This is a genomic window from Rothia sp. 11273D007AR (assembly GCF_053547255.1).
Genome location: NZ_JBPPWJ010000008.1, coordinates 31,107 through 45,358 on the forward strand (window position 1 = coordinate 31,107; position 14,252 = coordinate 45,358).

Genomic DNA, 14,252 nt, shown 5'->3' on the forward strand with positions numbered 1-14,252 from the left:
ACTCGGTGAAGAGACGTTTAGTGGGCCATCGGTGCGTGACCGGCAGCAGCCTTACCCCGGGGCACCAGGAAGGCCACCACAATAGAGGCTAGGGAGAGGAAGGCGGCCACCAGGAAGGCCAGGTGGACACCGGCCATGTAGGCCTCCACCCCACTCCCGCCGTGGGCGGCCATGCCAACCCCCATCAGGGCCACAAAGGAGGCCGTTGCCGCCGCACCTGATACCTGCTGGAAGGTCGTCATGGCAGAGGAGCCAAAAGCGTGCAGTTCATGCCCCAGCGAGGCCAGGCCCACTGACATCATGGGGGTGTTGATGAGGGGCAGGGAGAAGGTCATAAGCATGTAGGTGGCGATAATGTACCAGACCGGGGTGGACGCCGAGAAGGTGCTCATCAGCCAGATGGAGGCGCTGAAGAGCAGGGCCCCAGGGATCACCAGGGTACGGGCACCGAAGCGGTCCGAGAGACGCCCAACAAAGGGGCTGAGCACGGCCATCAGCACCCCACCGGGCAGGAGCATCAGGCCGGTCTGTAGGGCGGTCATGCCCAGGACGTTCACGGTGTAGAGGGGGATCATGATAGCGGTTCCTAGCATGACGCCCATACCGACTGAGCTCATAATGACGGTCAGGGTGAAGGGGCGGGCGCGGAAGATGCGCATGTCCATGAAGGGGCCGCGGTCTTGGAGTTGGATCTGGCGCCACACGAAGAGGGCGATGAGGACGGCGGCTACAACAACCACAACCCAGGGGTTAACGGGCAGGTGGGCGCCACCGTGGGCTGAGTCGCCACCCATGGACGACAGGCCCAGCACTAGGCCGCCGAAGCCCAGGGTTGAGAGGACGATAGAGAGCAGGTCCAGCTTCTGGGTGCTGGCCCCGGGGGCCTCCCGGGGGGCCAGGCGCAGACCAATGAGGAGCGCGATGATTCCAATGGGGAGGATGAGCCAAAAGAGCCAACGCCAGGAGGCGGCATTGAGGATGATGCCTGAGACGGTCGGCCCGGCTGCGGGTGCTGCTGAGATGACCATGCCGATGATGCCCATGGCCTGGCCAATCTTACTGGGGGCGACCAGGCGCATCATGGTGGTCATGAGCAGGGGAATCATCACGCCGGTGCCGCCTGCCTGCAGGACGCGCCCGACCAGGAGCAGGGCAATGCCGGGGGCGATAGCCGCTACCAGGGTGCCCAGGGAGAAGAGGGCCATAGCCGCCACGAAAACCGTGCGGATGGAGTAGCGGGAGATGATGAAGCCTGAGGCCGGGGTCACCACGGCCATGGTCAGCATGAAGCCGGTAGAGGTCCACTGGGCGGTGGATGCTGAAATGCTCAGGTCTGCCATGATGTCAGGCAGGGCAACACCCAGGAGGGTTTCGTTGAGGATGAGCACAAAAGCCGCAATCACCATGATGGCCAGCAGCAGGAACTCGTGGCGTTCTAGCTTGTGGGCCACGGGTACGGACGCGGTGCCCGGGCCGGTTGAGACTGTTGGGTTTGTGCCAGTTTCAGGGTTCTGTGAGTGTGTTTTCGTTGAAGACATAGGCGTTAAGCCTACTCCTGTCTTACCTTTCGCGCAATAGCTGTTTGCTCACAGATATAGGTCACAGCACCCCGGGGCCCGCTAGGTCAGGGCCCCGGGGGCAGGCAGGTTTACCGGGCTGCGCGGACGGCAGTTAGCAGCTGGGCCTTGGTCATGGCGGACCGCCCTGGGATTTCAAGGCCCTGGGCCAGCTTGTAGAGCTGGTTGCGGGTCATTCCGTCCAGGGGGTCAGCTTCGTCGACCAGCAGGTTCTCAACGGCTAGCTTCTCTTCCGGGGCGGACGCCGGGGCGGCGGGGTCGTCAGCCAGGTTGGGGCTAGTGAAGACCTCTTCGTAGGTTTCTTCGGCGTTATCTGGCTCGTCCGCCTCTTCAGGGGCCAGGCCCTCGGACGCCCCTACCCCGGTGATAGTTTCGGGCAGGTCTAGCTCGGGCAGGGTTGAGTTCTCTTCAAAGGCGTCGATGTCTTCGGGGGTGACGGCCTCGGCGTCCAGGATGTCCTCGTAGGTGATAGGTTCTTCAGCGGGGGCGTCGACGGTAGCTAGAATCAGCTCTGCCTCACGCTGGGCTGCGCTCTTCTTGGCTTTTTTGTCAGTCTTCTTCGGCTCAGCTTTCTGGGCATTCTTAGGATCTGACTTCTTCGACTTTTTCTGGTCAGCCTTCTTTTCTGCCTGTGCCTTGTCGGCCCCCTTCTTGGTCTTGCCAGGGCGGGCGGCGGCGTCCTGGTCTTTCTTCTTGGCCTTTACGCTAGGCCGGTCAGCTTTTTGAGTGTCTTTTTTAGTTTTCTTTTGAGTGACCTTGTCGGGCTGGGGACGCGCACCGGCCGGGGTTTGACCCTTACCTTTACCCTTGTTTTTCTTCTGATTTTCCTTGTGATCTGCTTGCTGGGGCTTGTTGTCAGATATCTTTTGGTACGCCTTACCGACCAGCTCATACTTCTCCTCGAGTTTCTTCTGGGCTTTCGTGTGAGCCTTCTTCACGTCGTCGTGTTTCTTGAGGGCTTTCGTGTAGGCCTTGATGTAGCGTTCCTGGGCCTTGCCCGTGGAGCGCTTAAGTTCCTTGCTGAGTTCTGGCTTCTTACCCATGACGGTGCCTTTCGACGGCGGTGTTCTCGTATTATCTAGCCTAGTCCTCGGAATTCTTGTTAAGTAGCAGCGGCACGTTCCCTTGTCTTTGGACCGGAATGAGCCCAAAAATTGCCCATTTTTACCCCTTTTTTGAGCCCCATATGGTCCAAAGGGGGTGAGGGATGGACGCTCACGCTCTTAGCCGAACCGGCGTGACCCAGCTGACGGGGGCGCGTCCTGCCCCCTAAACTAAGGGGCATGAGTAACACCGGTATTGACACTAGCTTCCTCGACCCCGCCACCAACCCAGCCGACGACTTCTTCCGCCACGTCAACGGCACCTGGTACGACGCCCACGAAATTCCCGCCGACCGCTCCCGCGACGGCGGCATGTACTTCCTCCGCGACGCAGCCGAGGAACACGTCCGTGACATCGTCGAAAAATTTGCGGCCGACGAACCCACCTCCCGCATCGGCGCCCTCTACGCCTCCTTCATGAACACCGACAAGATCGAGCAGGACGGCATCGCTCCGCTCCTGGCCGAAGTTCAGCCCGTCCTCGACGCCGCAACCGCTGATGACCTCGTAGCTGTCATGTCCCAGCTTGATATTCACGGCCACGGCGGCCCCATCGGCTGGTACACCAGCATCGACGCCAAAAACCCCGACAAGTACGTCCTCTACCTCACCCAAACCGGCCTGGGCCTGCCCGACGAATCCTACTACCGCGAAGAAAAATACGCCGACCTGCGCGACGCCTACGTCGCCCACATCAGCCGCATGTTCGAGCTCACCGGCCTCGCCGAAAGCTTCGGCCTCGAACCTGCCGACGCCGCCCGCGCCGTCTTCGCCCACGAAACCGAACTGGCCTCCCATCACTGGGACAAGGTCAAATCCCGCGACGCTAACCTCCGCTATAACCCCGTTGCCGCCGCAGACCTGGATGACAAGTTCCCCGGCTTCCCCTTCACCACCTGGCTAGCAGGCATGGGTATTTCCACCGACAAGGCCGGCACCGTCGTCGTCAACCAGCCCTCCTACTTCGAAGCCGTCGCCCAGATGTGGACGTCCGCGCCCCTCTTCATCTGGAAGCTCTGGTACATCTGGCACATGGCCCACGCCCGCGCCCCCTACCTCACCGACGCAATCTCAGCCGAAAACTTCGACTTCTACGGCCGCACCCTCTCCGGCACCGAAGAGCAGCGCGACCGCTGGAAGCGCGGCGTCGGCCTGGTCGAAGGCTCCCTCGGCGAAGAACTGGGCAAGGAGTACGTCGCTGTCCACTTCCCGCCCACCCACAAGGCTGCCATGATGGAACTGGTCGAAGACCTACTCGAAGCCTACCGCCGCTCCATCACCACCCTGGACTGGATGACCGACGAAACCCGCGCCCGCGCCCTTGAAAAGCTGGGCCAGTTCGTCACCAAGATCGGCTACCCCGACAAGTGGCGCGACTACTCCACCCTGGAACTCACCGATGACCTCTTCGAAAACCTGCGCCGCTCAGGCCAGTTCGAGCACGAGTTCCAGGTTGCCCGTATCAACGAGCCCGTTGACAAGACCGAGTGGCTCATGACCCCGCAGACCGTCAACGCCTACTACATGCCCCCGGCCAACGAGATTGTCTTCCCCGCCGCAATTCTGCAGGCCCCCTACTTCGACGTGGACGCAGACGCCGCCGTCAACTACGGCGCTATCGGCGGCGTCATTGGCCACGAGATCGGCCACGGCTTCGACGACCAGGGCTCCAAGTACGACGGCACCGGCGCGCTCAACAACTGGTGGACGGACGCCGACCGCGAAGAGTTCTCCGCCCGCACCAAGGCCCTGGTGGAGCAGTACAACGGCTACACTCCCACCGGCCTGGACCCCGAGAAGTTCACCGTCAACGGCGAACTGACCCTAGGCGAAAACATCGGCGACCTGGGCGGCCTCTCCATCGCCCTTAAGGCCTACCAGATTTACCTGGAACGTCAGGGCCTCACCCTTGAGACCGCCCCCGTCCTCGACGGGCTCACCGCCACCCAGCGCGTCTTCATCTCCTGGGCTCAGGGCTGGCGAATGAAGACCCGCCCGCAGACCGCCGAAATGTTCCTGGCTATCGACCCCCACTCCCCCGAGGAGTTCCGCGTCAACGGCGTGGTCCGCAACATCGACGAGTTCTACACCGCCTTCGACGTACAACCCGACAACGCCCTCTACCTGGCACCGGAGGAGCGCGTGCGTATCTGGTAGGTGCAGGGGGCTTTCCCCGGAAGGCGACTGGCTGGATGGAGTGAGCGGGTGCGCCAGCACACGAGAGTGAACGGAATCCGCCGTCAGGCGGGGCATGAATCGAGGGAGCGCGCCAGCGCGAGCTCGAGAAGGTTAGTCGCCGGAGGGGAAAGCCCCTGCACCCTTAGTAGTATGTGTGTGCCCGAGCGCTAGGACATTGCGGGGACGTCCCAGAGGTTCAGCACGGTGCCGATGCCCTTACGGACGGCGTTGCGGTAGACCACGGTGCCCCAGGCGACGTCCTCAATGGGCATGCCGCCGACGGAGTAGACGGTGATTTTTTCTTCGTCGTCCTCGGGGGCGGGGTGGTTGAGGGCTTCGCCCATGTCGCGCAGTTCTTCTGGGGCCATGAGGCCGTTGTGGATGCGGTCGTTGAACTTGCAGCCGACGATGGAGACGTAGTTGTGGGACTTGCCAGGTTCGGTTTCTTCGGCCCAGGCGTCGTACATACCGGCGTTGTCGACGAGTTTACGCACGTCAGGTTCGAACATGCCCTCGTCGAGGTTGCAGGCGGCGGGCATGGCGAAGAAGGCTCCGGGCTTGACCCATTCGCGGCGGACGGTGGGGTAGGTTTCGGGGTCGCCCACGTGGATTGAGGTGCAGAAGGTGACGATGTCTGAGTCGCGCACAACTTCTTCGAGTTCTTCAACGGCGATGACGTTCATGCCGGGGTAGGTTTCTTCGGCCCAGCTGATGAAGGTATCGATGCCTTTTTGGGAGCGGCCGAGCACCTTGATGGTTTCGACGGTGGGGCGGGCTTCGATGAGGGCTGCGACGGTTGCTTTGGCGATGACGCCGGGGCCCAGCAGGCCGAGCACCTTTGCGTTTTTGGGGGCGAAGCGGCGGGCGCCGACGCCGGAGGCGCAGCCGGTGCGGTAGGCCGAGAGCAGATTGGCGCTCATGTAGGCGAGGGGGGCGCCGGAGGTCGCGTCATTGAGGGTGAGCATGAGAATGGAGCGGGGCAGGCCAATCTCGCGGTTGTCGATGTTAGAGGCGTAGGTTTTGACGCCCATGGTGCGGAAGGAGCCGCCCAGGTAGGCGGGCATGGCAACGTAGCGGCGGTCGGGGCCGTCGGCGGGCATGCCCTCGTGGGCGGGGTTGACGGGGAACTGTACCTTAGCGCCGTGGGATTCGCCGTTGTGGCCGGCCATGCGGTAGTCGCCGCGGGCGTGCAGGGCCAGGGCTTCTTCCATGGCGTCGGTGCAGGCGGCGACGTCTTCTACGCCCGCTGCAATCATGTCGGCTTCTGAGAGGTAGCGGAAGTCGATGCGGGGGAAGACGGGGTTGAGTTCGGGGTCAACGGCTGCGTTGAGGTAGGCGTCGTGTGAAGTCAAGCGGGGGATCTCCAACTGTGAGTGTTAAAAGTTCAGACGAATCAACATAACACTTTTGCCGGGTGCAGATAAATGAGTTTTTGGGCATACCTGGCAGGTAGTAGGGCCCTTTTCCGCATGCTTTCGCCGTGGAGCAGCTTAACCTGATAGACAGGTCATTGAAGAATTCATGCGATGTTAAGCAAGAGGCGGTAAGGTCGTCTCTGTATGCGTCTCACCACGGTGGGTAGTAGCCCACCCGCACCAGTCCCGAGGAGGCCCCGTGAACCCCACCCCCAGCGTTCTTTTTATTTGCCAGTCCAACAAGGGTAAGTCGCAGATGGCTGAGGCCCTGATGAACCTTCATGCGCAAGGACGCGTGCGCGCGACGTCTGCGGGTACCAAGGCTGCGGTGGGTAGTGCGGTGAACTCTGAGTCGGCCGCTTCACTGGCCGAAATTGGGGCCGATATGAGCACAGGTACCCCCAAGTTCGCATCCGCTGGGGATCTAGCTGCCGCAGACCGCATCGTTATTGTGGGGGCTGCTGCCCAGCTTGAAACCGATGACCCTGAGATCCTGGCTAAGACTGAGCGTTGGGAAACCGTAGAGCCCTCCCACCAGGGTATTGAGGGTGCAGAGCGTATGGCCCTGATTCGCGACGATATTGATCACCGCGTCAGGGCCCTGCTCGACGAACTCACCCGCTAGGGCTTTATTTCAGCACGGTGAGGGTCATGGGGTAGGTGAAAACTTCACCGCTATTGGCCTTCACCGCTGCAAGAATGTGCACAACAATCAGGGCTACCCATACCGCGATGAAGACGATCCAGGTAAATAGTCCTGCCAGCCCGAAGGTCGCAAATGTCAGCACCCAGGCGGCGGTATTGATGATCCAGAGGGTGAAGCTGAAGTTAAAGGCACCGGCAGCAGCCACACGCACAAAGGCGTACCCCGGCTTATCCTTGTAAATTGCCCAGAAAATTAGAGGGCCCACAAAGCTCGCGAAAGATGCGGTCAATACCAGGCCCAGCAGACCTGAGAGGTGGGCGAACGTAGCCAGGCTCTTAGCATCAGCCGGAATGACGTTGCCGTAGGCGTCGTAGGTTGGGGTAGAAAAGTTAGGCCCTGGCCCATTCTGATTGCCGTAGTTACCGTAGGGGTTCTGGTTCTGTTCAGTCATGGTTGTATCTCCTTCGTCGTCAGTGTTCTACTTTTCACTGTAGTCAACAGACGGGCTCAAGTGGGTATAGGCAGATACATGCGTATGCGAGTTCATACTCTGGGTGGAGAGTTAACCGGTGCGTTACGTCCTAACGGTAAGACCGGGGCATGCCGGGCAGTAGCATAGAGTCATGCGCGATTTACAGGCTCACATCATTGAAGAACTGGGCGTGAAGCCCTCCATCGACCCGGCTGAGGAGGTGCGCAAGCGCGTCCAATTCCTCGTGGACTATCTCAAAGCCACCGGCACCCGCGGTTTTGTGCTTGGCATTTCGGGCGGGCTGGATTCTACCCTGGCCGGACGCCTGTGCCAGCTGGCTGTGGAGCAGCTGGAGCTAGAGGGTGTTGAGGCTGAGTTTATTGCCGTCCGCCTACCCTACAAGGTGCAGGCCGACGAGGACGACGCCCAGGCTGCCCTGCGCTTCATCATGCCCCAGCAGACCGTCACCTATAACATCGCAGAGGCTGTTGACGGCTTTGAGTCCGCTTTTACTACCGCGACCGGCCGCCCCATTGCTGACTTCAACAAGGGCAACGTGAAGGCCCGTGCCCGCATGATTGCCCAGTACGCCCTGGCGGGTGAGAAGAACCTGCTGGTGGTCGGCACCGATCACGGCGCTGAGGCTGTCACCGGCTTCTTTACCAAGTTCGGTGATGGTGGAGCTGACATCATGCCTCTCTTCGGTCTGAATAAGCGCCAGAACCGGGCCCTGCTCAAGGTGCTAGGGGCTGATACCCGCCTGTGGGAGAAGGTACCCACAGCCGACCTGCTCGACGGTAAGCCCGGCCGCACCGACGAGGACGAGCTGGGCGTCACCTACGACCAGATTGACGACTACCTCGAAGGCAAGGACATCGACCCGGCGGCAGCAGAAAACATCGAAGGTAGGTTCTTGCGGTCGCGCCACAAGCGCACCACCCCGGTCACGATTTTTGATTCCTGGTATAGGCAGTAAAAACGGCCAGGTGCACCAGGCAGGCGATTGCCAGGCCCAAGGCTAGGCCGCCGACCACGTCGGTAGCCCAGTGCACCCCCACATAGATACGGGAAAACCCGATGGTCACCGCGAGGACGCCGAGCCCTACTCCCAGAGCACGGCGTCCTCGCTGCATCAGGGCGGGGTAGGCGGTGAGGAAGAGGGCAGCGCAGAAGGCAGCGGTGCTGGTGGAATGCCCCGACGGGAACGAGAAGGTCAGCTCCTCAACGAGGCGGTGCGTGAGGGAGGGACGCGGACGGTCCACAAGGTTTTTGATGAGGGTGACGGTGAGCGGGGCCAGGATCATGGTTACGCCCAGGGTCGCCAGGGGCCAGGCAGAGCGGTAGCGCCAGATGAAGAACCCCAGAGCCACCAGCACATAAATCGTCATGGGCAGGGTGTTGAAGGCCTGGGTGAGCACCGAGAAAAAGGCATCGAGCGCACCCGTGCGCCAGGTCAGCGACGCCTGCCAGACGGCGTTATCCACAAGGTTAGTGAGGGACTGCGCGTTGACCAGCCACATTGCCACAAAAACCAGAAAGCCCGTGAGGCTGGCACGAGCCAGACGGGCCCGGAGCCCCGCCAACTCGCCGGGGGCAGGTGCGGGCGCGGGGGCGTCCTTGCTCGCAGCGGGCGGACGGACGCGCACCCCACCGGTACGGGGCGATTCGGGGATGTGGTTCACGGCTACCTCTCTTCACGGGGGCACCTCTAGATTACCGGCTCACCCCGGACCGTCCAGTCTAGCTGCCTGCTTGCTAGAGAGCCGGGCAAGTAAGCTGGTGCTATGTCTGATACACCCAAAGAGTTTTATCTCGATAAATCCGACCCGGCAGCCTGGGCAGCCTTTGGTGCACTGAGCAAGCAGGCAGGCGAGTCAGCCCGCGCAGCGGGCCTTGATGACCAGCTCATCGAACTGGTCTGCCTGCGTATCTCGCAGATTAACGGCTGCGCCTACTGCCTGAAGGTGCACACAAAGCGAGCCATCAAGGCGGGTCTGAGCGAGAACCGTCGGGCCCTGGTGAGCGTCTGGGAGGAAAGCAGCGAATACAGCCTCACTGAAAAGGCGGCGCTCTTCCTGGCTGAAACCGTTACCAAGCTCCCCTGCCCCGAGGACCGCGACTTTGCCCGCACCTACGCCCGGGGTGTGCTCACTGACGAGCAGTACAGTGCCGTGCAGTGGCTAGCGATTTCTATGAACGCAGCTAACCGGATTTCGATTATGTCGCAGCACCCGGCCTAGCCACCCACCCGGGAATACCTGAACGGGAACACGGTTGAAGTAGGTAGACCCAACGAAAGGACTTCCCTATGAACGCAACCCTTGAGAACCCGCGTGTTGCTGAGCGCGACGAGGACGGCCGCGGCGCCTACGAAATCTTTGCCGACAGCTCCGGCAGCCCGGTTGGCTTCACCCAGTTCTTCACCTACACCGAAGGCGGGGTCAACCAGCGTATCTTCCCCCACACGGTGGTGAAGGAAGAATTCGGCGGGCACGGGCTGGCATCCAAGCTCGTCAAAAGCGCCCTCGACCAGGCCATTGAAGCCGGGTACGAACCGGTCATTGTCTGCCCTTACATCAAGAGCTGGGTGGAGAAGCACCCCGACTACGCCGATAAGACCCGCAAGCCCGAACCTGCCCACCTGCGCTTTTTAGCGAAGGCAGTGCGTGGCTAAGACGCCTTCACTCAGCCTAAACATTTACGTAGAAGCGACGAAGGTTCACAGCGAAGCTGCTGGCTCGGGGCTGGCGTGAATCGCTGGTGATGAGCACCGAGATTCCGAGCGTGCGAGGAAAATAAATCTCGGTGCGAATCTGGCGAGCTTGCGAGCCAGCTAGCGAACCAGCGAGAGGGTCGGCAGCGAGCGTGAACCTTCGTCGCTTCTTTCCGTGTTAGACCCGGTAGAACCCCTCAATCGCGCGGGTCAGGTGGGCCATGTCGGCTACGGTGGTGAGTTCGCGGGCTGAGTGCATGGAGAGCAGGCCGACGCCGACATCCACGGTGCGCATACCCAGGCGGGTGGCGGTGATGGGGCCGATGGTGGAGCCGCAGGGCACGTTGTTGTTGGAGACGAACTCCTGGTAGGGCACCTTGGCCAGGGCGCAGGCCTGGGCGAAGATTCCGGCGCCGACGGCGTCGGTGGCGTAGCGCTGGTTGGCGTTGATTTTGAGCAGGGGCCCGCCGCCGGGCACGGGGCGGACGGTCGGGTCGTGGTGCCCGGCGTAGTTGGGGTGCACCAGGTGGCCAGCGTCCGAGGAGAGGCAGACCGACTCAGAGATAGAGCGGCGGTAGGCTTCGGCGGACTCGCCGCGGGCTTCGGAGAGCCGAACCAGGACGTCCTCAAGGAAGGGTCCGGCAGCCCCGGAGCGCGATTCTGAGCCGATTTCTTCGTGGTCAAAGGCGGCGAGCACGGCGGTCTGGGCTGACTTTACCCCGGCCTCGGCGTAGCGGATGAGGGCGGTGAGGCCGGCGTGGACGGAGCTGAGGTTGTCCAGGCGACCTGATGCAAAGAGCTCGTTGTTTTCGCCGAAGACGCGGGGTTCGGCGGAGTCGGCGAACATGAGGTCGTAGCCCACAATGGTTTCGGGGTCGATGGGCCCGCCATCGGCACGTTCGGCCAGGTAGGCGAGCACGTCGCCGGTGGAGTCGCCGAAGCCCCAGACGGGGTAGAGGTTGCCCTGCTTATCGAGTTTGAGGCCCTCGTTGGCGGCGCGGTCCAGGTGGATGGCGAGCTGGGGGACGCGGGCGATTGGCCCGGTGGCGACCAGGCGGGTTTCGAGTGCCCCGTCGACCAGGACGGTGAGGCGCCCGGCCAGGCGCAGTTCGCGGTCGAGCCAGGAGTTGAGGAGGGGCCCGCCGTAGACTTCGACCCCCACCTGGTTCCAGGTCAGGGTGCGTACGGAGGACTTGGGCTTGACCTTGAAGCCCGGGGAGTCGGTGTGGGCGCCCAGCACCCGGTAGCTTTCGTGGGCTTCGGTGCCCACCCAGGCGATGATGGCCCCGTCGCGCACCACAAAGTGCTTGCCGGTCGCAGCTGTGCTACCCCAGGCGTCCTGCTCGCTCAGCTCTGTGAAACCGGCAGCGGTCAGGCGGCGGGCGGCCTCGGCCGCCGCGTGGAAGGAGGTGGGGGACGCGGTGACGAAGGCGGCTAAATCATCAATGTTGGTTCGGGCATCGAAGGTCTGTGAAAGAGTCATAGACCACATTTTACCGGACAGGTTGCGGCTCTTCAGGGTGGCCTTCCTTGACCCAGACCAGGGCTGGGCGGGCGCGTTCCAGCCCGCGACGGTTCGCCGCCCAGATAACGACCAGCACGAACAGGCCGTTCGACACCAGCGACGAGATAAACATGCCCACGGTGGAACCTTCCTGCAGGAAGGGATCGGCCATGCCCAGCACACCGAAGCTCATGGCCAGCAGGTTGTTGACCACGTGCAGGGCAATCGCCGCTTCGAGCCCGCCGGTACGCCAGGTAATGTACCCGGCGGCAAGACCCATGACCAGTACAGAGAGCTGCCCCCACAGGTCGTAGAGGTGCCCCAGCATAAAGAGCGGGGCCGGAATCACAATGGCCCAGGCGGGGTGTTTCAGCCAGCGGCCGATGGTCTGCATGAGATAACCGCGGAAGACCAGTTCTTCAGCGTAAGCCTGCACCGGCACCACCAGGGCGATAGCGACCAGCATAGCGATGAGGCCGCTCACCGGCAGGGTCGTGCTGGGAACGTAGCGGGCCCCCAGAGCCGTATCAAAGGCGAGGGGCAGGGCCACAATGAGCAGGGCTGCTATCCCAAAGCAGGTAGCCAGCCAGCCCCAGCGCATACGCCCGGCGACCGAGTGAATCAGGCCCCAGGGCTTAGGCCCCAGAATCAGGCGGGCAAGCCAGAGGGCAGGGAACATGAGGGCTACAGACCCGAAGAGAAAGACGAACGTGGCGGGGCTCCGCAGGGCCTCTTGTTCAAGGATTCCCGGGCTCGCAGCGAGGATGAGGTAGCTGGGGTCAGCGGGCAGAGCGGGGTCAAGGCCCAGCAGGAGCACGAAGAAGAAGGCAACAACCAGCAGCAGGGAGAGCACCAGGTAGAGAGGCACCCCGATGACGGCTTCAACCAGGGGCTTCCACCAGGCACCTTTAGGGTCGGCGTGGGAAAGCCGGTGGTAGCCCAGACTCTGCTTCTCTTGCCGATAGCCGGGGCGCCAGCCGACCGGCGGCAGGGGCACCGGGTTCGGGTGGGTTGCTAGCGGGTGGGCGGACGCCGGCCCGTAGTCCGGTGCCACAGTCTGCGGTGGGTTGGGGGCGGGTGTCTGCCAGGGAATACGGGGGTCGTTGGGTGTGCTCATGCCTCTACCCTACAGGGCAGGTTTACAGAGAAAACCGAGGAAGGGCTTTCTTACACAGGTCTAACGCTCGAGAATTTTAAGCAACCGGTTAAGCGATTCAACTGACTCAGCATCTGAAGACGCACTCAACGAACCCTGAATTCCTTTTTTTAGTCGATATTTTTGTTTACCGCTTAACCCAACTATGCGTCTTCGCTCCGTTACACTGAGAACTTTACTCAGCAGAGCTATATCTGCAAGGTGACGGCTTTTATCAGTATCCCCATTATTCAAAAGTGCAGAGCATTTCCCATATAAAGCTCCTAATGCTGTCGGGCGGTTAACGGTGCCTTGACGCTCGTTCACCTGCACCAGCACCTTTTCGACATCAAATAAAACGAATTGGGCTCCCCGCGTGGGCAAAAGCTTGCCAAATCCCGGGTAGTTCCACGATAGCGTCCTCAAGCTCAACCCAGAGGGAACAAGAACATCAATCTGAGCTCGGCCTCGCACCCACCGATGGTTCTGCCCGCTTGCGTTATGTCCATCTACAGAAAAACCAACCCGGTCAAGAGCCTCATAAAACTCGGAGACATTTGCACGACGGGCTCTTACATCAAGCACAACGTCGATGTCGTTTGTTGCCCGCGCGCCAAGGTGCCGCCTTTCTTCAAGAAGAAGTCTCATGAGACTTCCACCGGTTATCGCCCACCCATCTGGCATTTGGAGGGCAATATCAAAGAGAGCCCACCAGGTCTCTTTTTCAGCTTCACTAAGAGCATTGATTTTAACGACGTTAGTCTCCATGGCCGAGTCCTTGTTGCATTACTTGCGCAAAAAGTTCCCGCGCACGAGTTTGTGAACGAGGAGTAGCATCCTCATAGAGATCAGCGGCAATATGCAGACGTGAGATGTTCTTAGGTACATCCCCTACTCTAAGCCGTACATTATGGTGTGCTTTCGTTGCTGGAGATAGAGAGTAGAAAAGTACGATATCTTCTAGCTGTTCCCTGGATACGTAGGCATCAACGAGAGTTCCGTTTATTCCTGCTAGCGGGTTACTAACGCCGGTGAGCTGTGAAGCAAGCTCTTGAGAAAGTTCAGCAATCTCCTGGTGGGAGAGCAAGAAGTACTGCACATCGAGATCTGTTCTACGAGCAAAACCAAGAAAACGGCTAAAGCCTTCTACTTTTAGCTGCTGAAGTCTTTGTTTAGCCCGGTGCTTGCGCTGAGGTGGAAGTTCTGGGGAAAAATTGTCAGCAATAAGAGCTAAGTCGTTAAAAGCCCGAGTTGAGAGGGGGCGACCAGCAGATAACTTTTCAGCAGGTGAGGGATCTTCTTCGATAACCCACTGATTTCCAAATTTATGTGCCTTTATCAGCCCACGCTGAGCTTTGGATCGCACTGCTCTGGGGGTTATGCCTGCTTTTTGGGAGTAAGCTTCAACGGTTATCATTTCATAATTGTACCGAAGCCGGCATAGTTATGAAATATCTCTCTCCGTTTAGGTTCCGCTTTCAAAGCGTTAAACCGCCTTACTCCCCTAAA

Annotated in this window: 14 protein-coding genes; 5 read left to right on the plus strand and 9 right to left on the minus strand. The window is 60.9% G+C overall.

The window, feature by feature from the left end:
• Positions 1 to 17 precede the first annotated feature (17 nt).
• Complete coding sequence (locus ACED88_RS05790; protein ID WP_449107641.1) at positions 18 to 1,538, minus strand: MDR family MFS transporter; 1,521 nt, start codon at positions 1,536 to 1,538, stop codon at positions 18 to 20.
• Positions 1,539 to 1,648: 110 nt separating this feature from the next.
• On the minus strand, positions 1,649 to 2,620 hold the full coding sequence (locus ACED88_RS05795; protein ID WP_449107642.1) for a hypothetical protein: 972 nt from the start codon (positions 2,618 to 2,620) through the stop codon (positions 1,649 to 1,651).
• 240 nt (positions 2,621 to 2,860) lie between these two features.
• On the opposite strand from ACED88_RS05795, the gene ACED88_RS05800 reads away from it, so the two are divergent.
• A complete protein-coding gene (locus ACED88_RS05800) occupies positions 2,861 to 4,837 on the plus strand; it encodes a M13 family metallopeptidase (RefSeq protein WP_449107643.1) in 1,977 nt (658 codons plus the stop codon).
• A 188-nt stretch (positions 4,838 to 5,025) separates the two neighbouring features.
• Here the strand turns inward: ACED88_RS05800 and ACED88_RS05805 are convergent, their stop codons facing one another.
• Positions 5,026 to 6,210, minus strand: a complete 1,185-nt coding sequence (locus ACED88_RS05805) for a tyramine oxidase subunit B (protein WP_449107644.1) — start codon at positions 6,208 to 6,210, stop codon at positions 5,026 to 5,028.
• A 262-nt stretch (positions 6,211 to 6,472) separates the two neighbouring features.
• Here ACED88_RS05805 and ACED88_RS05810 point away from each other — a divergent pair, with 262 nt between their 5' ends.
• Positions 6,473 to 6,898: an arsenate-mycothiol transferase ArsC gene (locus ACED88_RS05810; protein ID WP_449107645.1), complete on the plus strand. Its 426-nt coding sequence runs from the start codon at positions 6,473 to 6,475 to the stop codon at positions 6,896 to 6,898.
• Between the two features lie 4 nt (positions 6,899 to 6,902).
• Here ACED88_RS05810 and ACED88_RS05815 read toward each other — a convergent pair whose 3' ends face one another.
• Positions 6,903 to 7,370 carry a DUF4870 domain-containing protein gene (locus ACED88_RS05815; protein WP_449107646.1) on the minus strand — a complete coding sequence of 156 codons (468 nt, stop codon included), beginning with the start codon at positions 7,368 to 7,370 and terminating at the stop codon, positions 6,903 to 6,905.
• 172 nt (positions 7,371 to 7,542) lie between these two features.
• Between ACED88_RS05815 and nadE the strand changes: the two genes are divergently transcribed.
• The gene (gene nadE, locus ACED88_RS05820) at positions 7,543 to 8,367 is read left to right on the plus strand and encodes an ammonia-dependent NAD(+) synthetase (RefSeq protein WP_449107647.1); all 825 of its coding nucleotides are present in this window, start codon (positions 7,543 to 7,545) and stop codon (positions 8,365 to 8,367) included.
• Here nadE and ACED88_RS05825 read toward each other — a convergent pair.
• On the minus strand, positions 8,336 to 9,073 hold the full coding sequence (locus tag ACED88_RS05825; protein WP_449107648.1) for a phosphatase PAP2 family protein: 738 nt from the start codon (positions 9,071 to 9,073) through the stop codon (positions 8,336 to 8,338). The genes nadE and ACED88_RS05825 overlap by 32 nt on opposite strands.
• A 102-nt stretch (positions 9,074 to 9,175) precedes the next feature.
• Between ACED88_RS05825 and ACED88_RS05830 the strand changes: the two genes are divergently transcribed.
• A complete protein-coding gene (locus tag ACED88_RS05830; RefSeq protein WP_237186266.1) occupies positions 9,176 to 9,631 on the plus strand; it encodes a carboxymuconolactone decarboxylase family protein in 456 nt (151 codons plus the stop codon).
• A gap of 68 nt (positions 9,632 to 9,699) precedes the next feature.
• Entirely contained in the window at positions 9,700 to 10,065 is a 366-nt protein-coding gene (locus ACED88_RS05835; RefSeq protein WP_449107649.1) for a GNAT family N-acetyltransferase, read from the plus strand.
• 217 nt (positions 10,066 to 10,282) lie between these two features.
• Here ACED88_RS05835 and ACED88_RS05840 read toward each other — a convergent pair whose 3' ends face one another.
• From ACED88_RS05840 to ACED88_RS05855, 4 genes are read right to left on the minus strand one after another with little or no spacing between them, the layout of a single operon-like run.
• Positions 10,283 to 11,587: a M18 family aminopeptidase gene (locus ACED88_RS05840; protein ID WP_449107650.1), complete on the minus strand. Its 1,305-nt coding sequence runs from the start codon at positions 11,585 to 11,587 to the stop codon at positions 10,283 to 10,285.
• Positions 11,588 to 11,597: 10 nt separating this feature from the next.
• Positions 11,598 to 12,725 carry a CPBP family intramembrane glutamic endopeptidase gene (locus ACED88_RS05845; RefSeq protein WP_449107651.1) on the minus strand — a complete coding sequence of 376 codons (1,128 nt, stop codon included), beginning with the start codon at positions 12,723 to 12,725 and terminating at the stop codon, positions 11,598 to 11,600.
• A gap of 60 nt (positions 12,726 to 12,785) precedes the next feature.
• Positions 12,786 to 13,511: a hypothetical protein gene (locus ACED88_RS05850; RefSeq protein ID WP_449107652.1), complete on the minus strand. Its 726-nt coding sequence runs from the start codon at positions 13,509 to 13,511 to the stop codon at positions 12,786 to 12,788.
• The gene (locus ACED88_RS05855) at positions 13,501 to 14,160 is read right to left on the minus strand and encodes a hypothetical protein (protein WP_449107653.1); all 660 of its coding nucleotides are present in this window, start codon (positions 14,158 to 14,160) and stop codon (positions 13,501 to 13,503) included. The genes ACED88_RS05850 and ACED88_RS05855 overlap by 11 nt, the downstream gene beginning before the upstream one ends.
• Between the last annotated feature and the right edge of the window lie 92 nt (positions 14,161 to 14,252).

Excerpts from the sequence above, each read along its gene's own strand:
- ACED88_RS05790 (WP_449107641.1), bottom strand. The coding sequence starts at position 1,538 with ATGTCTTCAACGAAAACACACTCACAGAACCCTGAAACTGGCACAAAC.
- ACED88_RS05830 (WP_237186266.1), top strand. The coding sequence starts at position 9,176 with ATGTCTGATACACCCAAAGAGTTTTATCTCGATAAATCCGACCCGGCA.
- ACED88_RS05850 (WP_449107652.1), bottom strand. The coding sequence starts at position 13,511 with ATGGAGACTAACGTCGTTAAAATCAATGCTCTTAGTGAAGCTGAAAAA.
- ACED88_RS05815 (WP_449107646.1), bottom strand. The coding sequence starts at position 7,370 with ATGACTGAACAGAACCAGAACCCCTACGGTAACTACGGCAATCAGAAT.
- ACED88_RS05835 (WP_449107649.1), top strand. The coding sequence starts at position 9,700 with ATGAACGCAACCCTTGAGAACCCGCGTGTTGCTGAGCGCGACGAGGAC.
- ACED88_RS05795 (WP_449107642.1), bottom strand. The coding sequence starts at position 2,620 with ATGGGTAAGAAGCCAGAACTCAGCAAGGAACTTAAGCGCTCCACGGGC.
- nadE (WP_449107647.1), top strand. The coding sequence starts at position 7,543 with ATGCGCGATTTACAGGCTCACATCATTGAAGAACTGGGCGTGAAGCCC.
- ACED88_RS05845 (WP_449107651.1), bottom strand. The coding sequence starts at position 12,725 with ATGAGCACACCCAACGACCCCCGTATTCCCTGGCAGACACCCGCCCCC.
- ACED88_RS05840 (WP_449107650.1), bottom strand. The coding sequence starts at position 11,587 with ATGACTCTTTCACAGACCTTCGATGCCCGAACCAACATTGATGATTTA.
- ACED88_RS05800 (WP_449107643.1), top strand. The coding sequence starts at position 2,861 with ATGAGTAACACCGGTATTGACACTAGCTTCCTCGACCCCGCCACCAAC.
- ACED88_RS05855 (WP_449107653.1), bottom strand. The coding sequence starts at position 14,160 with ATGATAACCGTTGAAGCTTACTCCCAAAAAGCAGGCATAACCCCCAGA.